Annotated in this window: 17 protein-coding genes and 3 pseudogenes; 13 read left to right on the top strand and 7 right to left on the bottom strand. The window is 67.9% G+C overall.

Annotated elements, in window-relative coordinates:
- Window positions 1-103: 103 nt before the first annotated feature.
- The 5 genes from H4N64_RS46850 to H4N64_RS24425 all read left to right on the top strand — a co-directional run bounded on the left by H4N64_RS46850 (window position 104) and on the right by H4N64_RS24425 (window position 4,298).
- Entirely contained in the window at window positions 104-643 is a 540-nt protein-coding gene (locus tag H4N64_RS46850) for a MarR family winged helix-turn-helix transcriptional regulator (protein ID WP_418896290.1), read from the top strand.
- 258 nt (window positions 644-901) lie between these two features.
- Window positions 902-1,111 (top strand): FAD-dependent oxidoreductase, encoded by a 210-nt coding sequence (locus H4N64_RS24440; RefSeq protein WP_186284558.1) that lies wholly within the window; start codon window positions 902-904, stop codon window positions 1,109-1,111.
- A 74-nt stretch (window positions 1,112-1,185) separates the two neighbouring features.
- Entirely contained in the window at window positions 1,186-2,193 is a 1,008-nt protein-coding gene (locus H4N64_RS24435; RefSeq protein ID WP_186284557.1) for an NAD(P)/FAD-dependent oxidoreductase, read from the top strand.
- 24 nt (window positions 2,194-2,217) lie between these two features.
- A complete protein-coding gene (locus tag H4N64_RS24430) occupies window positions 2,218-2,544 on the top strand; it encodes a sigma factor-like helix-turn-helix DNA-binding protein (RefSeq protein ID WP_186284556.1) in 327 nt (108 codons plus the stop codon).
- Between the two features lie 335 nt (window positions 2,545-2,879).
- Window positions 2,880-4,298, top strand: coding sequence for an FAD-dependent oxidoreductase (locus tag H4N64_RS24425; protein ID WP_186284555.1), 1,419 nt, complete (start codon window positions 2,880-2,882; stop codon window positions 4,296-4,298).
- A gap of 101 nt (window positions 4,299-4,399) precedes the next feature.
- Here H4N64_RS24425 and H4N64_RS24420 read toward each other — a convergent pair.
- A pseudogene (locus H4N64_RS24420) lies at window positions 4,400-4,790 on the bottom strand (transposase); the annotation flags it as partial.
- A 22-nt stretch (window positions 4,791-4,812) separates the two neighbouring features.
- Between H4N64_RS24420 and H4N64_RS24415 the strand changes: the two are divergent.
- Window positions 4,813-7,956 carry an AfsR/SARP family transcriptional regulator gene (locus tag H4N64_RS24415; protein ID WP_336246794.1) on the top strand — a complete coding sequence of 1,048 codons (3,144 nt, stop codon included), beginning with the start codon at window positions 4,813-4,815 and terminating at the stop codon, window positions 7,954-7,956.
- A 40-nt stretch (window positions 7,957-7,996) separates the two neighbouring features.
- Here H4N64_RS24415 and H4N64_RS24410 read toward each other — a convergent pair whose 3' ends face one another.
- The 4 genes from H4N64_RS24410 to H4N64_RS24395 form a co-directional block, all read right to left on the bottom strand.
- On the bottom strand, window positions 7,997-10,039 hold the full coding sequence (locus H4N64_RS24410) for an ATP-binding protein (RefSeq protein WP_186284553.1): 2,043 nt from the start codon (window positions 10,037-10,039) through the stop codon (window positions 7,997-7,999).
- A gap of 510 nt (window positions 10,040-10,549) precedes the next feature.
- A complete protein-coding gene (locus H4N64_RS24405) occupies window positions 10,550-11,110 on the bottom strand; it encodes a TetR/AcrR family transcriptional regulator (RefSeq protein ID WP_260859937.1) in 561 nt (186 codons plus the stop codon).
- A gap of 195 nt (window positions 11,111-11,305) precedes the next feature.
- The gene (locus H4N64_RS24400; protein WP_186284552.1) at window positions 11,306-12,697 is read right to left on the bottom strand and encodes an amidase family protein; all 1,392 of its coding nucleotides are present in this window, start codon (window positions 12,695-12,697) and stop codon (window positions 11,306-11,308) included.
- A complete protein-coding gene (locus tag H4N64_RS24395; RefSeq protein WP_186284551.1) occupies window positions 12,684-12,893 on the bottom strand; it encodes a hypothetical protein in 210 nt (69 codons plus the stop codon). Before H4N64_RS24395 ends, H4N64_RS24400 begins: the two co-directional genes overlap by 14 nt.
- 145 nt (window positions 12,894-13,038) lie before the next feature.
- On the opposite strand from H4N64_RS24395, the gene H4N64_RS24390 reads away from it, so the two are divergent.
- The gene (locus H4N64_RS24390; protein ID WP_186284550.1) at window positions 13,039-14,454 is read left to right on the top strand and encodes an MFS transporter; all 1,416 of its coding nucleotides are present in this window, start codon (window positions 13,039-13,041) and stop codon (window positions 14,452-14,454) included.
- Here the strand turns inward: H4N64_RS24390 and H4N64_RS24385 are convergent.
- The gene (locus H4N64_RS24385; RefSeq protein WP_186284549.1) at window positions 14,392-16,383 is read right to left on the bottom strand and encodes a BTAD domain-containing putative transcriptional regulator; all 1,992 of its coding nucleotides are present in this window, start codon (window positions 16,381-16,383) and stop codon (window positions 14,392-14,394) included. The genes H4N64_RS24390 and H4N64_RS24385 overlap by 63 nt on opposite strands.
- Before the next feature lie 111 nt (window positions 16,384-16,494).
- On the opposite strand from H4N64_RS24385, the gene H4N64_RS24380 reads away from it, so the two are divergent.
- From H4N64_RS24380 to H4N64_RS24365, 4 genes are all read left to right on the top strand, one after another.
- Window positions 16,495-17,373, top strand: a complete 879-nt coding sequence (locus H4N64_RS24380) for an alpha/beta fold hydrolase (RefSeq protein WP_186284548.1) — start codon at window positions 16,495-16,497, stop codon at window positions 17,371-17,373.
- 414 nt (window positions 17,374-17,787) lie between these two features.
- Complete coding sequence (locus tag H4N64_RS24375) at window positions 17,788-18,660, top strand: alpha/beta fold hydrolase (RefSeq protein WP_186284547.1); 873 nt, start codon at window positions 17,788-17,790, stop codon at window positions 18,658-18,660.
- A gap of 81 nt (window positions 18,661-18,741) precedes the next feature.
- Window positions 18,742-19,575, top strand: a complete 834-nt coding sequence (locus H4N64_RS24370) for an alpha/beta fold hydrolase (RefSeq protein ID WP_186284546.1) — start codon at window positions 18,742-18,744, stop codon at window positions 19,573-19,575.
- A 313-nt stretch (window positions 19,576-19,888) separates the two neighbouring features.
- Complete coding sequence (locus H4N64_RS24365; RefSeq protein WP_186284545.1) at window positions 19,889-20,317, top strand: VOC family protein; 429 nt, start codon at window positions 19,889-19,891, stop codon at window positions 20,315-20,317.
- Window positions 20,318-20,334: 17 nt separating this feature from the next.
- Here H4N64_RS24365 and H4N64_RS24360 read toward each other — a convergent pair.
- Window positions 20,335-20,469 (bottom strand): annotated as a pseudogene (locus tag H4N64_RS24360) (IS5/IS1182 family transposase); the annotation flags it as partial.
- Between the two features lie 60 nt (window positions 20,470-20,529).
- Here H4N64_RS24360 and H4N64_RS24355 point away from each other — a divergent pair.
- Complete coding sequence (locus tag H4N64_RS24355) at window positions 20,530-21,324, top strand: SAM-dependent methyltransferase (protein ID WP_186284544.1); 795 nt, start codon at window positions 20,530-20,532, stop codon at window positions 21,322-21,324.
- Between the two features lie 73 nt (window positions 21,325-21,397).
- Window positions 21,398-21,956 (top strand): annotated as a pseudogene (locus H4N64_RS46845) (DUF4158 domain-containing protein); the annotation flags it as partial.
- Window positions 21,957-23,360: the final 1,404 nt, after the last annotated feature.

Below are 23,360 nucleotides of genomic sequence, written 5' to 3'. Positions count from 1 at the left end.
CGACGGTGTGCGCGGGCCTGGACGTTTCGACGCCCGGGAGCGTTAGGTACCCCTGCTGATCGCCTCGGGCCTGTCCAACGCCGAGATCGGCATTCAGCTGAGTGTGACGCATCGGCACATACCGCGACCCGGTCGTCCACGACCGGTACACGTGCGGCGACGGGAGATCCTCCACGGCAACTGTGCCGGCCCTGCATCGGCTCACCTTCAACACAACGACCGAGCATTGCGCGACGACCCTGGCTTCCCCCTATACGTGGCTGCACGGGTCCTGGCCAACTTCTACCGTCCGTCCCTGGCCGAACTTGGACTTACTGATCCGCACTACTTGGTCCTGCGGGTGCACTGGGCCCAGGGGCCGCTTGGAATCAAGGATCTGGGCGAAACCCTCAGCCTGGACTCCGGCACACTCTCGCCGCTTGTCAAGCGACTGGAACTCACGGGATACGTGCACAGGCAGCGGAGCCGGAGCGAGGGACGTCAAGTACTTGTGTCAACCACGGAAGCGGGCGACGCCCTGCGCGTTCGCGCGGACGCCCTCGCGATTGAGGCATGGCAGGCGCTCCGCTACTCGCCCGAGGAGTTCGACGCACGCATTCGTTTCCTCAATGGGCTGACCAGACGCTTGGGCATACCTGCCTGAAGGGGCTGTGTGGTGCCGTGATGCCTACGAGCTGGACGCACTGCCCGCTCCTGACCCTGAGCACGCCATCCGTGCCGCTCGCATTGCCGCGGTGGCTCAGGAGCAGCGGGAGTTGCGTCGGCCGACGGCTCACTGCCAGCGCCGACTGGACAACTGCCTGCTCACCCTGATGGCGCTTTTTGAGCACGAAGCCGATCTGTGAAGTGAGCAACACGCACAGGCACGCTCTCGTCGTTCGGTCAGACGGAGGGCTGAGAGATGCATGTCGTGGTGTGCGGTGCGGGTCCCGTTGGCGCAGTGACCGCCTTGCTGCTGGCGGGCGAGGGGCACCGGGTGACGGTTCTCGACAAGCGGCCTCAGACTGTGCGCTCGCCGGCAGGATCCGATGGTGTCGACCGGTTCCCTGGCGCTTACGCCGGGCCGGGGCGGCCGACGAGCCGCCGATTCTCCTTCTGCCCGCAGCGATGAACGCCCTGGCCCAGGAACTGCCCGAAGCCGCCCGAAGGCTTGCGCCTCTCCTCGGCGACGAGGAGACGGACCGGGTGGCGCCGCGGGCGTTCGTCTGCTCAGTGCTCCGGGAGGAGCTCGCGCGAACCGACGGGATCACAGTTGAGCACGGGATCAGTGCTGTCTCTCTGCTGGTCGGCACGGAACGCCTCCGCGGCAGGCCGCACATCCAGGGGGTACTGACCGACACCGTTCAGGCCGTTCTTGCCGATCTGGTCGTCGACGCGACCGGCCGTGGCTCGGAGATGGTCAAGTGGCTGAGCGATGTCGGCGCTCCCAGACCGCTGGAGGAGCACCAGCAGGCCGGATTCCGGTTCTACACACGCCATTTCAGTTCGCCGGAGAGCACCACCGATCCCGGGACATGGTCGCTGCACCACTTCGACGGCGTATCTGCCGCGGTGGCTTCGACGAGGCGTGGGCACCGGTCGATGACGTTGTGCATCAACGACGACGACATCGAGCTGTACGCCCTGGGCCAGCTGTCCATGCGGAACCGCGTAGCCGCACGCTATGCGTCGTGGCTGCCTCGGCTCGGCGAACCGGTTCTTCCCGGGGTGTGGGTGACCTCCCGGCTGGAGAGCTGCTATCGGCGGTTCGTCCGCGGCGGCCAGCCGGTTGCGACGGGAACGGTGAGCGTCGGCGACGCGTGGGGGGCTGTCAATCCGCTGCTCGGACTCGGACCCTCGATGGGCCTGTTGCATGCTGTCCTGTTGAGGGATGCCGTGCGGCAGGGCGTGCCCGACGAGGTCGCCATGCGCCTCGACCGTCTCACCGAGAGCTCCTTGACACCGCTTCTCCACGGGATCACCGCCTGGGAGGAACGGCTCCAGGTGCGAGCGGGCAGGGGCCGGCGGGCCCCCTCCCGCGCGATGGAAGCCCCAGAGGTGCCGGCCGGGCCAGGGCCGACTACGGCCGGTCTGGCCCACGCCTTGCTGACTCGATCGGTTCGCCTGGCGGCAGAGGCTGACCCCTCAGCCCGGCCCGGTCCCTGCTACGCCGATCTCGCGGAACTCATCTCAGTTCCCAGACACCGCACTTGAGCTGACACTGCGATACGGCCCTCGATGTTCACCGTCGTGCGCAACCTCGCCGTCGATCACCACCGGGCCCGGGCCGTCAGGCCCCAGGAGACCCCACCCGTGGACGACGTCGGCCTGACCGTCAACGACGCGATCGAGCCCATGCTCACCACACAGGTTGTCCTGGACGCCCTCAACCAGCTCAAGCCTGCCCAACGGGACGCCATCACGCTCATGCACTACCGCGCCTACAGCATCGCCCAAGCCGCCGAAACCCTCGGCGTACGCCCCGGCACCGTCAAATCACGCAGCCACTACGCCATGCGCGCACTGCGCACCATCCTCCAAAGCCGCGGCGTCCTCCACCCCTGACGGCACCACGCCCGATCTGATAGCTCCGCGGTCTGCACGGGACGACGCCGACCCGGATTCGACGATCGATGAGACACCAGGCCGCAACAAACGTCCCGTTACGTCGGAGCATGTCGCAAGCACCTGCATGAAGCCGTAACCCATCCACTTCGGATCATCCGCCGAGATCACGACAACCTCCAGCGGAGTGCACGGCGTGCGGAGAACTGCCCGAGGACGCGGGGCCGATGCTCCTGCCTGCCTGAGGAAGCCAAAACTGAGCAATCTTTCGGTCTGGGAGATGAGCAGTTTCTGCAGACACAGTGGCGGCACCGACTAACCAGAGGAGTCTGTTCATGCCACACACTCTTGTGCTCGGCGCCGGCCCGGTGGGGCTCGTCACCGCGATGCTTCTCGCTGCGGATGGACATCGCGTGACCGTGCTGGACCGTGACCCCGCCGACTCCCGTACAGAGGCCGCCGTGTTCGCCGGGGAATGGAAACGACCGGGCGTTGCCCAGTTCGGGCACACGCACATCTTCATGCCGGCCGGTTACCAGACGCTGGCCCGGGAACTTCCATCTGCCGCAGCCCGGTTGCTGGCCGCCGGGGGACGGCCGCACAACATGATCGGCGGGGCCTTCGGGGTCGGCGAAGTCGGTGAACGCCAGGAGGGCGATTGGCGCTTCGAGACCGTTGCCGCCAGGCGCCCCGTCCTGGAGATGGTCCTGTTCGCGGAGGCGAGCGAGACGCCGGGCATCACCGTGAGGTGTGATGTGAGAGTCACCGGCCTGGTGACCGGCGACGCTCGGACGCTCGGGGCTCCCCACGTCGTGGGGGTGATCACCAACACCGGTGAGACGATAACCGCTGACCTCGTGGTGGACGCCACCGGCCGCAGTACCCAGATACCCACCCTGCTCGCCGACATCGGTGCCACGCCGACGGAAGAGCGGACCAACGTCGGCTTCCGCTACTACACCCGCTACTTCCGCTCCCAGACCGGTGACCTGCCCGCCCAGCCGACGTGGCCCATCTTTCACTACAACAGCGTCTCGGCCATCACCGCGCCCGGGGACAACGGAACGTGGTCGCTCACTCTCGTCACCTCCGGCCGTGACCAACAGCTGAGAGGTCTCAAGGACGCGGGCGTGTGGACCCGAGTTGCCGCTGGCTATCCCGACGTTGCGCACTGGCTGGCCGGCGAACCGATCACCGGGGTCAATGTCATGGGCGGGACCGAAAGCAGGCGCCGCACATACATCGTGGATGAGACACCGGTGGTCACGGGACTCGTAGCGGTCGGCGACTCATGGGCCACCACCAACCCACAGAACGGCATGGGCATGACGATGGGGGTCCGCCATGCCCTGCTGCTCCGGGAATCCCTCCGCAAGTTCGGGCCGTACAACCCGGTCGAGCTCGCACAGCACTTTGACCGTGACACGAAGGAACTGCTTGAGCCCATCTGGCGCGGATCCCTGAACTGGGACGAGCACCGGCTCGCCGAGATCGATGCCGAGATCCGCGGCGAGAGCTACACAACTGACGACGGCGACTGGAACCTGCGCAGCATGCTGGACGCGGTCCGCCTCCGTGACCCCTGGGTGCTGCGGAGCTACGCCGAGGTCGGCTGCATGCTCGCCGGCCCAGCAGAGGTGCTGGCCCGACCGGGACTGGTGGAGCGCATCAGTGAACTCGGGGCTGGAGGCCCCTGCTACGCCTACCCCGGCCTCGACCGTGTGCAGCTGCTGGCGACTATTGAGGCGCACTGACACCGGAGCTCGCCGACGCGGCGGCAAGCCGCCGCGCCTGTGGGGTCAGGGCAGGGCGAGCGGAGGAACGGTGGCCGGGAGCCGCTGCGCTCGTTCGATTTGTGGAGCCGGGCGATGCCGAGTGTGGCCTGGTGGGCGCCGTTGCCTTGAGCCGGCAGTCGCGCAGGATCCCGTTCTTCAACCGGGACAGGGCGTGCTCCACCGTGCTCGCGCCCGGCGATGGACGGCGTTCTCCGCTTCTTGTTGCGGGTGAGTTGTGTCTGCCCGCGGGGCGTTTGCGGTGCGGGATGGGCAGGCCGGTGCCTGGCATCCGCCGTCGGCGATGATCGGTGCTCCGCCGACAGGCCCGGTCGACGCCGGGCCCGTGAACGCCCGGCAGTCGTTGCGGCTGCCGGGCAGCGGCAGCCCGATCGCCACCACCAGGCGGCTGTCGGCGCCGGTGACGACCTGCACGTTCGTCGAGCAGCGCGAGGACTTGCCGGGCGCGGCCACTTGTGGATGCACGAGCGCACTGATGTGGCAGCGGCAGCCTTTGAACGGTTCTGGGCGCAGAGCTGAGCGCCCCAAAGGCAGCGGTGCCGGGCGACGTCGAGCGCGTGAAGCTGCTGCGTCACGCAGAGCAGCGCCGGCCGTCGCCGGTCTTGGAGGACGCCGCCCGGGGGCGGCCAAGGAGCGGGATTTGGTTGAGGAGCGGACGGTGGACAGCACAGCTGGAGGCCTCTGGTGTGGTCTCATGGGCCCGCTGGCAGTGAGGCGGGCCGGGGCCGATCTGGACCTCGGACCGCCGAAACGGCGCGTGCTTGTGGTGCGGCTGCTACTGGAGGAGGGACGGGCGGTCTCCATCGACCGCCTCTGCGAGGACCTATGGGCAGGGCGCCCGCCGTCGGGGGCCGTGGCATCCCTGCAGGCCAACGTCAGCAGGATCCGCTCCGTGCTGGAGCCGAGGCGCCTTCCTCACGGCAAGGCGGGTCTGCTGGTGAGGGAGTCCCGGGGGTATGCGCTGCGCGTTCCTCGCGAGAGCCTGGACACAGTGCAGTTTGAGCACGGCGTGAGGCAGGCGGCCCATGCGCTGGCAAGAGGCCGGGTGCGAGACGCCCGCCGAGAGGTAGAGCGCGCCCTGACTCTGTGGCGGGGAACGCCGCTTGAGGATGCCCGCGACTACCCCTTCGCGACCCGGTACGCGGCTCAGATGGAAGCCGCCTGGGGGGCGGCCGAGGAACTGCACATCTGCACGCTGGTCCATGACGCGGCCCCCCAACTTGCCGTGACCGCCGCGGAAGCGCTCACCGCACGCCAGCCGCTGAGGGAGGTGGCCTGGAGTCTGCTGATGTGCGCCCTCTACCTCACCGGCCGTCACGCTGACGCGCTGGCGCGTTTCGAACAGCTTCGTGCGTATCTGTCCAGCGAGCTCGGCCTACTGCCCGGCCCCCGAATCAGAGGCCTGCAGGAGGCGATCCTGCGCCACGACTTCGCTTTCATCAAGCGGATGGCACAGCCAGGGTTCGCCCTCGGCCATGACCAGCCGGAGCTCCACGTGGGCTTCACCCCGGAAGCCCACGGCGAGGCCCGCCCGGCAGCAGACGTGGCGCCCGCCGCGGTGGGGCCACCGGGGCCCGATCCGCTCACCGCTCAGAGCGAGCCGAACGATCGGTTGGAGCGACCTGCTATGGCCAGGCCCGCTCAGTTGCCGGCTGATTCAGCCTTCTTCACCGGACGCCAGGCCGAACTCGACCTGCTGCACGACCTGCTGCCGGACGCCGAGCGGGGAGGCACAGCACCGTCGATCACCGTAATCGGCGGTGTCCCCGGCGTCGGCAAGACCACGCTCGCCCTGCACTTCGCCCACCAGGTGAGCGACCGCTTCCCCGACGGACAGCTCTTCGTCGACCTGAACGGGTTCGGCGCGGACGGCCCCGCCATGGACCCCGAGGAAGCACTTCACGGATTCCTCACCGCCCTGGGTGTTTCACTCGTGTCCCTGCCTTCCGCTCGCGGCGCGCGTACCGCACTGCTGCGTACGCTGCTAGCCCGCCTACGGGTCCTGATCGTTCTGGACAACGCACGCGACGAGAACCAGGTCCGGCCCCTCCTCCCAGCGGCACCTGGATGCATGGCCATCGTCACCAGCCGCAACCAACTGCACGGCCTTGTCACCATGGAGGGGGTACAGGCACTGAACCTGGACGTGCCGCCCGTCTCAGAAGGGAGGGAAGTACTGACCCGGCGTCTAGGAGCGATACGAGTCCGTGACGAACCGCAGGCCGTCGAGGAGATCATCAGCAGCTGCGCCCGGTTGCCCCTGGCTCTGGCCATTGCCGCCGCGCGGGCCACACTGCATCCGGGTTTCTCACTGCGCTCCCTTGCTGACGAAATGCGCGCCACCAAAAGCAGCCTCGACGCGTGGTCAGGAACGGACGACACTGCCGACGTACGGACGGTCTTCTCCTGGTCGTACCAGGCCCTGACGCCGCCCGCCGCCCGGTTGTTCCGCCTGCTGGCCCTCCACCCTGGCCCCGACGTCTCCACCGCAGCCGCGGCAAGCCTTGCCGGCCTGCTCCCGTCCACGACACGCCGCCTGCTGACCGAGCTCACCCGGACACGCATGATCAACGAAACCAGGGTCGGCCGCTTCGTCTTCCACGACCTCTTGAAGACGTATGCGAGAGAACTCACCCAACAGCACGAGACGAACGAACTACGCGACGAAGCTTCCCGGCGTATGTACAACCACTATCTCCACACAGCCTCCGCCGGTGACCCGCGGCTCGGGCATGACGTGCACAACATCACGGAGCCGTCAGATCCGGTTACCCCAGAACGATTCGTCGGCCTCGACGAGATGATGCGCTGGTACTGCACGGAGGAGCGTGTGCTCCAGGCGTGCCTGCGACAGGAAGCCGAGACCGGCCTCGACTCCTACGCCTGCCAACTGGCCTGGCCCCTGTACAGCTACCTCACCACGCAGGGCCGCTCCTTCGAGGCGATCGCGGTCCTGAGCGTCGCACTTGCAGCAGCCGAGCGCGGCGCGGATTCCGCCGAGCAGTCGAGGCTTCACCGGGCCATGGCCGCAAGCCTAGGCAGAATGCACCAGCACGAAGAAGCCTTCCAGCACCTCGACACCGCAGAGGCCCTTGTGCGCGCCCAGGACGTCGAACGCGCCCGCGTCCACCTTGAGTTCGCCGCGCTCCCGCACAATGCAGGCCAGGACTACGCCGCTCTGCTCCGCTCCCTGGAGGCGCTGCGCCTGGCGGAGCAGTCCCAGGACCGGCTGTTGGAGGCAGAGAGCTGCAATGCGGTCGGCTGGAGCCTGACGCTCCTTGGCCGGCACCTTGAAGCACTCCCATACTGTCGCAGGTCCGTGGAGTGCTTCCGGCCTCTGGACGTCCCGCAGCATGAGGCATACGCCTGGGCCAGTCTGGGGCACGTGCGACACCACCTCAGAGACTACGAGGCGGCCGTGGACTGCTACCGCACGGCGCTGGACCTGATGACTGAGACCGGCGACGCGTACACGGCAGTGGGGACGCTGCTCCGACTCGGAGACACTCACCTGCACGCGGGTGACAGGGAAACCGCGAGGGCGGTGTGGCAGCGCGCGCGGCAGCTTGTCGCGGGACGGCCAGAGGCGCCCCCGTCGCGCATTTCAAGCGGAGGCTGAACACCCTGACGATCCACCGGACCGAGTCGGTGACAGGACGTCAGGTGCGGGTGATCGCGGTGCCCCTGAGTTCGTGGTGCCACAGCAACTGGGACATGCGCTCGACAGCTGCGGTGAGATGGCGTCGATAGGTACTGAAGGGAAGGCCCAGACGTTCGGCAGCGGCCTCCTGAGTCGGCGCGCCCCTGAAGTAGGTCGTCATCACGGCGCGGTGGCGCTTGTCGCCTCCGCGCTCGTCCAAAAGCGCGTTCGCCGCCCGTTGCAGTATCTCGGCCAGCGGCTGGCCGCTCTCGGCCACCAAGCGGCTGCGCTGCAACGGGTTTGCCTCAAGGAGCTCAGGCTGCCGCAGCGACCGCAGGGCATTGCGCACGGCGACCTCGAACTCGGGCTGGGACAAGACATTCAGTTCACCCGAAGCCGCCTGCCGCACCTGGACCATGGGTGAGCCCGTCAGCATCGCCCTGCTCTTCTCCTGCAGCCAGGGCCCGGCGGGTTGGACACGCCAGTCGTGTGAGAACAAGGCGTACGCGTTGCCGCCCACCTTGGGGCGGGCGTCGATGGGCAGCATGTTGATGTCGCCCAAGTGGGCATTCCAGAAACCGTCATCGCGCATCACCACGTACGAATGGGCGAGCCGTCGCGCCCGGATCATCTCTCCGGTGGCGCGCCACTGGGTCAGAGTCATGGGCGCCGACGGCCGCTGATACGCCTGGTCTGCCACCGAGAAGCGGGCCATTCCCAGATGCTCGCCCGGCCTGAGCGGGCCTGTCGCGCGCGCATGTGCCCAGGCGGCCGCGACGACCGGGTCAATGTCCGTCCCCTCGAGATCGGAAAGCCGCAGCCAGGCCGAGAACGCGTTGAGCCGGCCGGACTGGGTGGAGCGGTAGACACGGAAGGATTCCGGCTGGCGGTCCAGCCAGAACGAGGCGATCCGCTCGGACTCCGCGCCTTCCGCCTCGCGCACGAGGTCCAGCACCCGTTGCCGGTCACCCGCTGCGTAAGCTCGGTCCTCCACCAGGCCCGATTCGCGCCATCCGTTGAAGTCCGACATCGACCGGTCGGTCCGGAACAAGTAGATCAGAGCGCCCGTGGCCTGGAGCATCTCCGCTTCCGGCGCGGAACGCAGACGCTCCAGTAGCTGTTCGCGCATGGCGTGGTGCATCGTGGCAAACCCCTCAGGGTCGCGCCACCGCAGATCCGCTTCCAGCACCTCGCGTACCGCGTCATGCGGATACAAGCCGCTCGCGGTCGCTTCCACGAATGGCTGGCGGCGCAGCCACGAGAACAGATCGGCGGTGCGCTCACCCAGTAAGGAGCGCAGCAGCGACTCCGAGGTGACGTAGGCGTGGGCGCATACTTCCAGCGCCTTGCGCCGCAGTTCGTCGGGGGTGTTCCCGATCAGCTGGGGCAGCAGGGTCGCGATGACGTCGTGGCTGGGCTTCCACAGTGGTGCCGCCGCCTCGTCCTGCACCGCGACGGCGGCTGCCAGCGCCAGCGCCAGCGGGTTGCCGCCGGTGAAGGAAAGCAGCGCCGCGTGGGCCCGCGGCGGTACCCGCCGGACCCGTAGGAACTCGGCGGCGTCTTGGGGAGCGAGGTTGCGAAGCGCGGTGATCTGAAGCAGTCCGGCCCAACCGGGGTCGCTGGTCATCACGGGGTCTGGGGGCAGTCGGCCCGCGATGACGACGCGGTTGTCCACCGGAATCTTCGGCAGGAAGTGATCCCACAGCCATCCTTCAAGGCCTTGGCAGCGTTCGAAGGTGTCGACGAGCAGCACGGCCCCGGGCGCCTCGATCGCCCTTCGCGCCGCCAGTGCGAAGGCCTCCGGGGTTGGGGTGATGGTGCGGCCGTCGACTTCGACCACCGGCCGGCCGGCCGCGCGGGCCTCCATGGCGAACCTGCGCAGCAGCGTGGATTTTCCGATGCCGCCCGGGCCGTGCAGGTATTGCACGGTGCAGGCTCCGGGATCTCCGGCCAGCGCGGCTCGGAACAAGGCGATTTCCGCGTGACGCCCGACGAAGGCCCGCTCGCGGCCAGCAGCGAGGCTTTCACCGATTGCGCGGTAGGGGCCCCTTCCTTCGTTCACCACTGACTCCTCGCACGTCCGGTCATACGATCGCCATCGTAACGATGGGGCCGGTCACGGGGCCGTGTACGGGAACTTCGGAATGGGGTTCTGGATCACTTCTGGTGCTGAAGCTGAGGCCAGGGACGGGCACCACAACCGCCATCTTCGCCGTGAGCGAAAGAGCCGCGGCAGATGGCGGGCTCGCCGACACTCCCGTACAGCGGACGAAGCTCCGGACTGCAGGCGGTCCTTGAGCGGTTGGCGAGCCGGCCCACTCCTGTGCGTCTGATTCGCTGGGCCGCCGCGCACAGCAATCCCCTGGCGAGGACTGCTGCGTGGCGGCTGGTGACCGAGCCGGAGGCCGCGCTGAGCACCGCGCTGCGCCGGGCCGACAATGCGGAGCCGGTATGTTGCCCACCTGACGGCAGGGCACCTTCTCGGCGCGCGTCGTCATCAGCAAGGACCACTTACGCCCACGCGGTGACCTTCCCGCGCTCACCTTGTGGACGGGGGAGGCGGGAGAAGGACCTATGACGCTCCGCGCAGACAGCTGTCCACCAACCTGCGGGCGTACGCGGTGTCGAGCACACTCGGACGGAAGAGAATGCGGTACATCATCGGCGCCACGACCTGGTCGATGACGGTCTCCACAGGAGGAACGGTCTCACCCCGCGCGACGGCGCGGTCGAGCATGATCACGATCTGCTCGGCTGCGTAGTCCGAACACCGGCTGGCGTTCGTTCCGTCCTGGTCGCCGAGCAGTGCGTCACGGATGTAGGTCCGGCCGACGGCAGACCCCATCTCGTCCAGGAACTGTTCGGCCCAGGCGCCCAGATCGGCACCCAGGCTGCCCAAGTCGGCCGGTTCGCTGTCCGGTCGCAGATGCTCGACAGCGACGTCCGAGAGCAGCTCACGCAGATCGCCCCAGCGACGGTAGATGGTTGACGGGGTGACTCCGCCGCGTGCGGCGATCATCGGCACGGTGAGTGCGTCGCGCCCCACCTCGGCGACGAGTTCGTTAACGGCCGCGTGCACGGATTGCTGCACCCTGGCGCTGCGCCCGCCGGGACGCACCATTGGTTTGGGCATGCTGACCACCTTCGCATGAAGCAGTTGTTTCAGTCGGGTCCGCCTTGCACCGGCGGCTGATGTGGATCATGTTCTCCTTCGGTGGCGGATATGAGCCGGCCTGGTCACGTGGACCGGGTGGGCTTGGATCACTCGTGGCCGGGCGGTGTCCTTCCTGCCCTCGCCCCCTGGACGAAGGGGGGAAGCACGCCAAGCTCATCGCGCGGGAGCCACCGGGCGTGGGGCCTCGCTGCGCTCGTAGGCGTGTCCGGCCCGCAGAAGGGTGGCCTCGCCCAGAGGGTGCCCGATCAGCTGCATGCCGATCGGAAGGCCTGCCCGGTCATGGCCCACCGGCAGGGTCAGGGACGGCACTCCCGTGATGTTCGCGGGTGCCGACAGCCGTACGTAACTGTCGGAGACGCTCTCGACCGTGCCGTCCGACCAGGTGACGGTTTCCTGTCCGGCCTTCGCTGCGGTCGAGGGGACCGTCGGGGCGGCGATGATGTCGACCGCTCCCGCCATGTCCCGCCAGGCCTGCTGCATGAGCGTGCGGGCCCGCTGGGCGCGCAGGTAGTCACCCGCAGGCATCAGCTCGCCGGCTTCGAGGAGGATGCGGACGTCATCGGCGTAGAGCTCAGGAACGGACCGCATCGTCCGCTCGTGGTAGGCCGTGGCCTCGGGGACCATCAGGCCCCACTGGATCGCCTGAATGTAGCGCGTCATCGGGATCTCAACATCGATGAGCAGGGCGCCGAGATCCTTCAGCCGGGCGATGGCCTGCCGGACGGCGGCCTCGATCTCGGGGTCGACGTGATCGAAGTAGTAGTTGCCCGGCACACCGATGCGCAGCCCCGTGAGGTCCTGGTCCTTGTCCAGCCGGTAGTCGGCCGGGGGCACGTGCAGGGAGGCGGGGTCGCGCGGGTCGTGCCCGGTAAGGGCGGCCAGCACCAGCGATGCGTCCTCGACGGTTCGTGTGATGGGGCCGACATGGTCGAGCGACCAGGACAGAGACGTCACGCCGTGCCGGGAGACGAGACCGTACGTCGGCTTCAGCCCGACGACTCCGTTGAGCGCGGACGGCACACGGATCGAACCGCCGGTGTCGGTCCCCAGTGCGAACGTGGCCGCACCGGCGGCCACGGCCACGGCCGACCCGCCGCTGGAACCGCCGGCGACTCGGTCCTGGCCCCAGGCGTTCCGCGTCTGTGGCGTGGTGAGGCCGTACGCGAATTCGTGGGTGTGGGTCTTGCCGACCAGCACCGCGCCCGCTTCTGCCAGCTGTGCGGCGACCGTGCTGTCTGTGTCCGCCCGGTGGTCCGCCCGGACCTGCGAACTGGCTGTGGTTGCCACTCCTTCGGTGTCTATCAGGTCCTTCAGGCCCATCGGGATGCCGTGGAGCGGGCCCGTGAAGTGTCCTGCTGCGGCAGCGCGCTCCGCCTTGTGCGCGGCAAGGCGGGCGCGTTCGGCGATCACCGTGACGTAGGCCTGCAGATGCGGCTCTGTCTCCTCGATCCGGCCCAGTACGGAGTCGACCAGTTCGACGGACGACAGCTGCCGTGCCCGGATGCTCTGGGCCGCTGAGGCCAGGGACAGTTCATACGGTTGCACGGGAGGCATCCTCTCCCGCGTAGAACGCGGCGGCCGGAGGTGTGTCACCGAAGTCGAGTTCCCGCAGGACTGAGACGACGCGGTGGATGTGGTTGGCGGTGGCGGCCACGGCAGCGTGGCGGTCATCCGGCAGCGGCAGCCCGGCGCGGGCGGCCCATTGGGCCGCTTGCGGCGGCGTGAGTTCATCGGCAGACATGAGCGCCTCTCTCCCCATCGGACCGAAGTGGCGGAGCGTGCGCCCCACCACCAGTGTAAAAGCAAAAGGTTTGCCTTAGGGGACGGTAAGGGCTACATTGGCTTAAAGCAAATCAATAGCTTTAAGTTGTTCGGGAAGGAGCTTCATGCCCAGCGCTGGCAACGGCGTCTCCACGTACCCCGCCCGCAGGGCGGCGCGGATGTCCTACCTGCTGGACGCCTCGATTCTGGTCGCCCTGCTGGCCGCCTCAAGCGCACCGACGCCGCTCTACCCCATCTACCAGGAGCAATGGGACCTGTCTGCGCTGACAGTCACCATGGTCTTCAGCGCGTACGCGCTGGCACTCCTTCTGGCCCTGCTCACCACGGGCGCACTTTCTGACTACGTCGGGCGGCGCCCGGTACTGGCGGGTGCGCTGGCAGCGGAGGCCACCTCCATGGTCCTCTTCGCCCAGGCCGACGGTCCCGGCTCGTTGACCGCCGCCCGGATACTGCAAGGCATGGCTACCGGCGCGGCCACCGCCGCGGCCGGCGCGGCCCTCCTCGATCTCGAGGAGGGCCGGAAGCACCCTGGCAGAGCCGCCCTGACCAACAGCGTGGCTCCTGTGGCCGGAATGGCTGCGGGCGTCTTGGTGGCCACTGTCCTGATCCGCTTCGTGCCCGGCCCCACCATCACCGTGTTCCTGCTGCTGGCCCTTCTCTTCCTGGTTCAGTCTGTTGCGGTGCTCTTCTCCGCGGAGACGGTGCGCAGGCACCAAGGCGCCCTGCACTCCCTGAGGCCCCGAGTCTCGCTGCCAGGCCCTGCCCGGCATGCTCTGCTGGTCAGCGGTGCGGGAGTCACGGCGGTATGGGCCCTCGGCGGGTACTACTCCTCCCTCGGCCCCGCGCTCGTCCGCCTCGTGGCCCCCGATGCGCCTCGCGCAGCGGGGGGAATGATCTTCTTCACCGTCTCCGCAGCGGCGGCGCTCACGGTATGGGCGGCGGGACGCCTGCGCCCGGTCACCGCGGCGCTCGTCGGGGGCAGCGCAGTCGTACCCGCAGTGACGCTGACACTTACCGGGATGTATGCCGGGAGTGTGGCCCTGGTGTTCGCTGGGGCGATCCTGGCCGGCGTCGCATTCGGTGCCGTGTCCCAGGGCGCCGTACGCATGACGCTCGCGCCCGTCTCCGCGAAGGACCGGGCTGCAACCCTGGCGGCCTACTACGTGCTCAGCTACCTCTCGATGAGCATCCCCGCCATCGCCGCGGGCGCCGCCACCACGCTGTACGGGCTGACGACGGCCGTCCTTCTCTACGGTCTGGCCGTCGCCGCCCTCTCCGTCGCCGCTGTGACGGCACTCAGCCTCTCGCGGAAGACACCCTGTACGGCAGACAGCGACGCTCGACCCCGGACCGCCGCCACGCCCGTCCCTTGGTGTGGAACTCGCCGTCGCTACAAGGCAACCGTGCTGGTCGCATCCTCAACGAGTGGCTGTGACCAGCACTTTCACAACAGACCCTCAGCTTTCAGCGGGGCCGGTGTGGGATGTGAGCGCGGTGGTGAGGTCGCCCAGATGCCGTGACACAGGGCCTGTAGTGAGTAGGCCGCTTCCCGCCCCGGCCCATTCCCTCGCAGCAGGCAGGAGCATGGTGTGCGCACGCTCCATCATGGCCCGGTCGCCTACCGCTATCGCAGCCTGCGCCACGAGACTCCACTGAGCCTCGAACAGCAGGCCGGGAGGGGGCTCGGGCATCTTGCGCAGTCGCGCTGCGGCTTCGGCGCGGTCGCCGCGGGCGAGAAGCACCAGGGGCATGGCCCAGGGCTCATGAGGTCCCCAGCTGGTGTGGTCATGTGTCTCAGTCTGAGGGGGCTGCCCGTGCAGGAGCCGCAGACAGAGCAGGGCCATTGGCAGCAGGCCGTCCTCCAGACCGTGCATGCCCACCCCGTCAAGGCGGGCCGCCGCGTCGCGGATGGTTGCTTCGGCAGTAGGCATGGAATCGGTCAGGGAGAGACGCAAGGCCCGGTACCACGCGGTGAAGACGCTGGCGAGGGGCAGCTCGTTACGCTCGGCCAGGCGATCTACCGCGGCGGCGTGGCGGTCCGCCCCGGAGAAGTCCCCTATGGCGCTGCGGGCCTGAAGCCGAATGAGGTGGCCGAGAACCTCGTAGGTGACCATGCCGTGTCTTGCGGACAGGCCGATCAGTTCCGTGCCCGTCTGGTCCCGGCGCGGGGACAGGCCCGCCCGGTAGAACGTCTGCATGAAGACGCCGTTGAGAGCGAACGCCAAGAGCGCAGGGTCATCCAGTCGCCGGGCGATCTGCTCCGCTTGCTGAGCGGCCTGCAGGCCTCGTGCCGAGCGTGTCCCTCGCGACTCCAGGGCAATGGTGGCCAGCAGACGGGCACGGGCAGCGTCGTGATGCCCGGGCCGAAGCTCCTGCAGGGCACGCTCCGCTGAGGAGACGACGCCCGCTGCGTGCTGGGGGTCGTCCACGCGGGTCCAGATGGCCGGAACGTCGTATGTGCCAATCACCCGGGCAGTCAGTTCTGGGTCGCCGAGCTCTTCGGCTGCGGCGATGGTGGCGATGCGATGCCGCCGGGCGACTTCGAGGCCGCCGCCTCCGGTGACGGCGAGATTGCGCAGCAGGCCCACCGTGGATTCCAGCCGGGCCCGGGTGCCTGGCCTCACGGTGCGGTCGTATGCGGCAGCCGCGTCCGCCCACACCTTCTGCGCCGTGTCGCCGCGGCCGGGAGGCGGGTCGAGGCGACGGTCCTGGGCCAGAATGTCCGCCTCAAGACCGCGCAGTGCCGGACCCGGATCCACACCCAACTGCTCGACAAGGAGCGTGCGTGCCCGGCGCAATACGGCCAGCGCATCTCCTTGACGGCCGGTCCGGTACAGCGCGGTGGCCAGCAGCCGCCATCCGTCTTCGCGCCACGGGTGTTCGGTGACATGCGCGTCCAGATCGGGCACGGCTTCGGCGGCACGTCCAAGAGCCAGAAGCACATTGGCCTGTCGCTCCACAGCATGCAGCCGTAGTTCACTGAGGCGGGAGCGCTCCGTACGAGCCCATCCTTCTTCAGCGAAGTCGGCCAGAGCAGGGCCTCGCCAGGAAGCCAGCGCTTCCTGCAGCCGGGACAGGGCCTGCTCCGCAGGGAGCGCAGCGGCCGCAGCGACCGATTGCTCGAACCGTCGGCTGTCGACACGATCGTCCTCGACCCGCAGCGCATAGCCCGGTCCGTCCGTGACCAGCAGACGGGCCGGCGCACGGGGAGAACGCTGCGGTTCCAGGGCCCGCCGCAATGCGGATACGAATGTACGGACGGCCCCGACTGCTTTCGGGGGCGGCGTGAGCCACAGGTCGTCCACCAGACGCGTCACTGGAACGACCTGGCCCCGGGCAATGATCAGACGGGCCAGGACCGCACGGTGCCGGGGCCCCTTGAGGGCGAGCGGGCAGCCGTCCGCGCCCCAGGCCGTCACCGGCCCGAGGATTCCGAAGGTCACGCTCACCGCCCGGCCCCTCTCCGCCTTGCCGGGGTCACGCTATCGCCTGCTCATCCGATGCTCATCCGGGGCAGGCAGGGTTGAAGGACCAGCTCGTCGACAGAAAGAACCCCGCTCATGGCACAAACCGTCGCCACCTTCGATTACCACCGGATCAACGTCGCCGACGATGTGTCGCTGAACGTGGCTGTGACCGGCTCGGGCGCTCCTCTCGTACTGCTCCATGGCTTCCCGCAGACTCACCTGATGTGGCGGCATGTCGCTGCCGACCTCGCGGCAGACCACACCGTGATCTGTCCCGACCTGCGGGGCTACGGGGACAGCGACAAGCCTGTGGACACCGACGGCACTGTCTACTCCAAGCGCACCATGGCCGCCGACATGGTGGCCGTGTCCGAGGCACTGGGCTACGAGCGCTTCGCCCTGGCCGGGCACGACCGCGGTGCCCTGGTGGCCTTCCGTGCGGGCCTCGACCACCCCGACAAGATCACCCACCTTGCCTGCCTCGATGTGCTGCCCACTCTGGACATGTGGGATGTGATGCACGGTGTCACGGCGTCCGTCGGCTTCCACCTCTACCTCATGGCGCAACAGCCGGGACTGCCCGAGCAGTTGATCGCGGCCAGCCCGGATGCCTTCTTCGGCCACTTCCTCGACATCTGGACGAACGACCCGCAGGCGATTCCCGCCGACATCCGCGCCTCCTATCTGGAGGCCTGCCGGGGCGCGGTGCCTTCGATCGTTGCCGACTACCGTGCCTCCGCGGCCATCGATGTCGAGCACGACCAGGCGGACCGCGCGGCCGGCAATCAGCTGAAGATGCCTGTCAGCGTGCTCCAGCAGGACTGGGGCGCGGCCCTCGGCTTCGATGCTGCCGCACTGTGGGGCTCCTGGGCCACTGATCTCCAGCACACCACGGTGACCTCGGGCCACTTCATGGCGGAGGAAGCTCCAGCGGATGTTGCTGCCGCCCTGCGAGCACTTCTGAGTCGCTGACTGGTCGGGCCGCTCGACAACCCTGCCCGCGGTCCGGGATCAACCATGGACGGGGGGCAGTTGTCGTGGAAGCGCACTGCTGTACACGCCTCACCGCCCAGCCGGCGAAACGGCCGCGTTCCGGCTCGACTTCAGCGTCTTCACCGTAGGAAGAAGCCAGCCCCTGGGCAGCCTAAGGCTAAGGTGTTGCATTAAGAGGCGAAGGGGCCTACGGTTGCCTTAACGCAACGCAGCAGCTTTAAGCGGGGCGGGGTCATGCCTCCCCGTCCGTATGACGTGATCTTCGAGTCATCCAGGGTCCGCTGCCCCCGGGCGGAGCGAAACCTACCCACCGGTGCAGGCCCCGCAGCAGTGCACAGCACAAGCCGAGAACGCCCCACGCTGCATTCGCATGCCTTCGTGAAGGAGCAGGTCATGAACCACACACAGTCTTCCCGTCCATCTCGCAATCGTTCGCTGGCGGGAGCTTCAGCGGCGGTGGCGACCTTGGCGGCCGTGGGAATGGCGACATTCCCGGGTTCGGCAGGCGCGGTTGCGGCCGGCACAGTGGAAGGCGGCAAGCCGGGCGGAGTGAGGCCGACGATCGTGCTGGAGCACGGTGCGTTCGCCGACGCCTCAAGCTGGAACGGCGTGATCGAACGGCTGAGGAAGTCGGGTTACCCGGTCATCGCGACCGCCAACCCGCTCCGCGGTCCCGCCTCCGACGCCGCCTATCTCCGAAGCGTCCTGGACACCATCAGCGGCCCCGTCGTCCTGGTGGGCCACTCCTACGGCGGAACCGTCATCACCAACGCCGCAGTCGGCAATGAGGACAAGGTCAAGGCACTCGTCTACATCGCCGCCTTCATTCCCGACCAGGGCGAAAGCTCCCTCGAACTGTCCAACAAGTATCCCGGCAGCACGCTGGGCAACGTCATCGAAGCCACCTCCTACACCCTCCCCGACGGCACCACCGGCAACGACCTCCGCATCAAGGCCGACAAGTTCCGCCAGCAGTTCGCCGCGGACGTCCCCCGCGGCCAGGCTGCCCTCATGGCCGCCACGCAGCGCCCCATCGCCGCTGCCGCCCTTGAGGAAAAGGCCACCAAGACTGCCTGGAAGACCATCCCCGCCTGGTCCCTCATCGCCACCCAGGATCTCAACATCCCCCCGGCCGCACAGCGCTACATGTCCGACCGCGCCCACGCCCACACTTCCGAGATCAAGGCCTCTCACGCCGTCTCCGTCTCCCAGCCCGACGCCGTCAGCAGCATCATCCAAAACGCTGCCCACGCCACCACCCGCTGACATACGCAACTGCGTTACCCCGTCATGGGAAATACCCCGCCCTGTCCTACTGGCGCCACTCACACTCCCCAGGAGAAGACCATGCCGTTCATCACCGTCGGCCAGGAAAACAGCACCGACATCAACCTCTACTACGAAGACCACGGCACCGGACAGCCCGTCGTCCTCATCCACGGCTACCCCCTGGACGGGCACTCCTGGGAGAAGCAGCTCCCCGCCCTGCTGGAGGCCGGACACCGCGTCATCACCTACGACCGCCGCGGCTTCGGCCAGTCGAGCCAGCCCACCACGGGCTACGACTACGACACCTTCGCAGCCGACCTCAACACCCTGATGGAAACCCTCGATCTCACCGACACCATCCTCGTCGGATTCTCCATGGGCACCGGAGAAGTCGGCCGCTACCTCGGCACCTACGGCTCCGCACGCGTCGCCAAGGCCGCCTTCCTCGCCGGACTCGAGCCCTACCTCCTCAAGACCGACGACAACCCCACCGGAGTCGACGGCACCGTCTTCGAAGGCATCCTGACCGCCGTCACCGAAGACCGCTACGCCTACTTCACAGACTTCTACCAGGCCTTCTACAACCTCGACGAGAACCTCGGCACCCGCATCAGCGAAGACGTCGTCCGCTCCAACTGGAACACCGCCGCCGGCGCATCGGCATACGCCTCCCGCGCTGCCGTCCCCACCTGGACCACCGACTTCCGCAACGACATCCCCAAGATCAACGTCCCCGCCCTCATCCTCCACGGCACCGCCGACCGCATCCTCCCCATCGAAGCCACCGCCGACCCCTTCCACGCCCTCCTTCCCCAAGCCGACTACGTCCGCATCGAAGGCGCCCCCCACGGCCTCCTCTGGACCCACGCCGACGACGTCAACACTGCCCTCCTCAACTTCCTCGCCAAGTAACCCAAGGAAGACGCGGACGGATGCGCCTTCGCTCCGCAACGGGTCCGCAGCAGGTGAGGCAGCGGGACGAGTCCACGCACCGGGAGCGCGCTCGTCTCCGTTGACGTAGGGCAGCACGGCGCCCCCACTCCCAGGGCTCTGGCCCCGAAATGGGGCCACCGGTGGGCTTCGCCGCCAGGGTCGCGTCGTCCTCGTGGGCTGTCCGGTTTGATCGCTTGATGTCCAAGACGGCCCAGGGCCTGACGGCGTTGCGGGCGAACCCCCTGGGGAAAATGAGCGGCAGGGTCCCAAGTCCCCTTGGTACGGTGCGCCGATGTCAGCGATCAAGAAGTTCCAAGTCACCTTTGACTGCGCAGAACCTGAGCGTCTCGCTCGTTTCTGGTGCGAGGTGTTGGGGTACGTCGTACCGCCGCCGCCAGAGGGGTTTGCCACTTGGGATGAGTTCAAGCGTTCGCAGCCACCTGAGCAGCGGGATTCATGGTTCGCCTGCGTAGATCCCTCAGGTGTGGGCCCGCGGCTGTACTTCCAGCGCGTCCCCGAAGGGAAGACCGTCAAGAACCGGGTGCATCTTGATGTGCGGGTCGGCACCGGACTCGTGGGTAAAGAACGCCTCGCCGTACTTGAGGCCGAATGCGCACGACTGGTCCCGCTCGGCGCAGTACACGTGCGAACACTGTATGACGGCAATGATTCGTGCATCCCGATGCTGGACATCGAGGGCAACGAGTTCTGTATCGACTGAGCGTATGGGGGCGGGAGTCATCCCGTGAGGGCGAGGTCGTGCAGCCGGGCGATGCCAAGCATGGCGGTGTGGACGCCGTCGGCATTCAGGCGGCAGTCTCGAAGGATCTTCCAGGACTTCATCCGCGCGAAGACGTGCTCGACGCGGGCCCCGGTACCTGGCGTGCCGATGCGGCTAGATTGCGTAGCATCAGGCCAACTCGGGGAGATGTAATGTCAGTTGAACGTCCGATCATCAACAGCAGCGTGCCGCACTCCGCGCGCATCTGGAACTACTGGCTCGGTGGCAAGGACTGCTACGAGATCGACCGGTTTGTCGGCGACCAGATCGCCGAGACCAACCCGGCCATCCTCGATATCGCCCGGGAGCAGCGGGCATTCCTTGTCCGCGCCGTGGAGTACCTCGTCACCCAAGCCGGCATCCGCCAGTTCCTGGACGTGGGCACCGGCCTGCCCACCGCGAACAACACCCATGAGGTCGCCCAGCGCCTCGCCCCCGAGACACGGATCGTCTACGTCGACCACGACCCTGTTGTGCTGGTCCACGCCGAGGCGCTGCTCACCAGCACCGCCGAGGGCGCAACCGACTACATCGACGCCGATCTGCACCATCCCGACGCAATCCTGGAACACGCCACCAAGACGCTCGACCTAACCCAGCCGGTGGCGCTGGTGCTGTTGGGGATCACCGCCCACGTCACCGACGACTCCGTCTACGAGATAGTCGGCCGCCTGATGAGTGCCCTGCCCTCGGGCAGTTACCTCGTCCTCTGCGACGACACCGAGGTGATCAACCCGCAGCAGATGCGCGGCATGATCGAGCAGTGGAACGAGGCGAGCGACAACCCCCGCGTCAACCGCAGCCCGGAGCAGCTTGGCCGATTCTTCGACGGTCTTCAGCTGCTGGAGCCCGGCCTGGTCTCCGTTTCGCGTTGGCGCCCCGCGGGGACGGGTGGGGAAACACCTGCCGAGGTCGACGACTTCGGCGGTGTGGCACGCAAACCATAGGAAACCGGCCTCGGGGAACGTCGGTCCGGCGGAAGATCCCTGAGCTGCTCCGGGCGTCGACAACTTCACGCTCATGCCAGTGGAGTTTCTGACCGACGAGCAGGCCGGGTCGTACGGCAAGTTCAATGAGGAGCCGACCCCGGCCGGAGCTGGAGCGGTTCTTCTTTCTGGACGACGAGGACCGCAAGTTGATCGCGAAACGGTGCGGGGACCACAGTCGGCTCGGATTCGCCCTCCAGATGTGCACCGTGCGCTATATCGGCCGGTTCCTCCTGGGTGTCCCGCTCGACGTGCCGTGGGTCGTGGTCGAGCACCTGGCCGCGCAGCTCGACGTCGAGGACGTCTCGTGCGTGAAGCGGTACACCGAGCGCAAGCCGACGGCGTACGAGCATGCGTGGGAGATCCGGGTCGCCTATGAGTACCATAGACGCCCTCCGCCTGCCGGCCAGCGGCTGTGCCACTCGGGGCGAACGCAAGGAAGGCGCCGGTGGTGCCCGAATGCAGGATTTGGTCTCTCGCTTCCACGGGCATCGGGCTGGTTTCGTCGCCTCCGACCGAACCTCGACCAGATCTACTTCAACTTCCCTGGCATCGCGTTGGTGGCCGCCTCGGGTGACAGCGGTTTCAAGGTCCACTGGCCCGCCGCCTCCCAGTACGTCACCGGTGCCGGCCGAACCCGCCTCGACCGTGTCCGCCGGTCGGTGCACGGCCCGCAGAGGCGGCGGGAAGACTGGTACGAATCTGCATGGACCGGCGCCGGCTCCGGCTGCTCTCAGTTCCAGCCGAAGCCTCCGTGGCAGACAGATCCCCTCTGCCCCCGGCGCACGGTCGCCGACCCGGTAACCGGCCTCGCCGTATACGACACCTTTCAGCACGGGGGCTGGGTAGTGGTCGGCGGTACCAGCCTGTCCGGCCCGCTGATCGCCGCCAGTTACGCCTTGGCGGGCACCCCGGGGCCGAACGACCGCCCCAACTCCTACCCCTACGCCAACCGCCGGTTCTTCTGGGACATCGACCAGGGCAGCAACGGTTCATGCGGCGGCACCTACCTGTGCACAGCCGTCATCGGCTACGACGGCCCCACCGGCGTCGGCACCCCCGCGGCGTCCGGGGCTTCTGTGAGCCGGGAGAACTTCGGACGAGGCCCGGCGCGCATGGATCTCTTGCGGGGCTGGCTGCCCGGCTCCCGGCCCGTCCCTCGGACCACACGGCTTGCGAATCGGGGACGTACGGTCGGCGCTGAAGCTGGTGAACGTGTCCCCGGCGTCTGAAGTATTCGAGTTCATGCAGCAGCACCGCTTACTCCGGACGGCGGCGAGGCGACGCACACCCGGGCAGTGCCGGTGGAGCTGGGAAAGATCGAGGAGTACGTGCTGCGGCTCTACCCGTTCGCCGGCACCTTCCAGCCGGGCCACCGCCTGGTGGTGGGACTGTCCAACGACAAGCCGCTGGCCGACACCCACAACTCTCTGCTCCCGCCAGACGCCTTCCACCTGCCGGTGGGCCCACCGGTCACGCACAAGATCTACCGAGACGCCGAACACCCCCTCCCGCCTCGTGCTGCCGTTCACGATCATCACGACGGACGGGTCTGCCGGCCACGAGCAGAGAACAGCCAGTCAGCCGTTGCCAGGGCTGGGGGATGCCCTCTTCGGTACCGCCCGGTGGCCGTCCGCCTAGATTGCCCCGCACAACAGGTGTCCGTGGCGGCGCAATCGCCCTGGGCGGCATGGTGGGGCGTCGAAGGCACCGGCTGCCACATGGGTAGCCGCCTGGCCGTCATGAGGTCCGTTGCCTGCGCCACGTTGGGGCTGGGCCAGCGGTGCCTCCATGAGGGTCTGGTGGGGGAGCGGAGTGGTGATGTTCTTGCTGTCCGGCACGCTGAAAGGTTCATGAGCGTTGTGGAACTGATCCGCCCGGCCGACGAGCGAAGCGTGGATACCAGCCGTCCGGCTGGTGAGGAGCGTTGTTCGCTTTCGCTGGCCGGCGACCCGGGAGGTCCTGGAGGCGGTGCGGGGACGCTCGGCCGAGCGCGA

Origin of the sequence: Streptomyces cupreus, from assembly GCF_014257025.1 — a bacterium.
GTDB classification, from domain to species: domain Bacteria; phylum Actinomycetota; class Actinomycetes; order Streptomycetales; family Streptomycetaceae; genus Streptomyces; species Streptomyces cupreus.
This window is presented reverse-complemented; position numbering and strand designations above follow the sequence as displayed.

Coding starts and splice junctions, on each gene's coding strand:
- H4N64_RS24440 (WP_186284558.1), top strand. CDS start 902: ATGCATGTCGTGGTGTGCGGTGCGGGTCCCGTTGGCGCAGTGACCGCC.
- H4N64_RS24430 (WP_186284556.1), top strand. CDS start 2,218: ATGTTCACCGTCGTGCGCAACCTCGCCGTCGATCACCACCGGGCCCGG.
- H4N64_RS24425 (WP_186284555.1), top strand. CDS start 2,880: ATGCCACACACTCTTGTGCTCGGCGCCGGCCCGGTGGGGCTCGTCACC.
- H4N64_RS24415 (WP_336246794.1), top strand. CDS start 4,813: ATGTGGCAGCGGCAGCCTTTGAACGGTTCTGGGCGCAGAGCTGAGCGC.
- H4N64_RS24405 (WP_260859937.1), bottom strand. CDS start 11,110: ATGCCCAAACCAATGGTGCGTCCCGGCGGGCGCAGCGCCAGGGTGCAG.
- H4N64_RS24395 (WP_186284551.1), bottom strand. CDS start 12,893: ATGTCTGCCGATGAACTCACGCCGCCGCAAGCGGCCCAATGGGCCGCC.
- H4N64_RS24390 (WP_186284550.1), top strand. CDS start 13,039: ATGCCCAGCGCTGGCAACGGCGTCTCCACGTACCCCGCCCGCAGGGCG.
- H4N64_RS24380 (WP_186284548.1), top strand. CDS start 16,495: ATGGCACAAACCGTCGCCACCTTCGATTACCACCGGATCAACGTCGCC.
- H4N64_RS24375 (WP_186284547.1), top strand. CDS start 17,788: ATGAACCACACACAGTCTTCCCGTCCATCTCGCAATCGTTCGCTGGCG.
- H4N64_RS24370 (WP_186284546.1), top strand. CDS start 18,742: ATGCCGTTCATCACCGTCGGCCAGGAAAACAGCACCGACATCAACCTC.
- H4N64_RS24365 (WP_186284545.1), top strand. CDS start 19,889: ATGTCAGCGATCAAGAAGTTCCAAGTCACCTTTGACTGCGCAGAACCT.
- H4N64_RS24355 (WP_186284544.1), top strand. CDS start 20,530: ATGTCAGTTGAACGTCCGATCATCAACAGCAGCGTGCCGCACTCCGCG.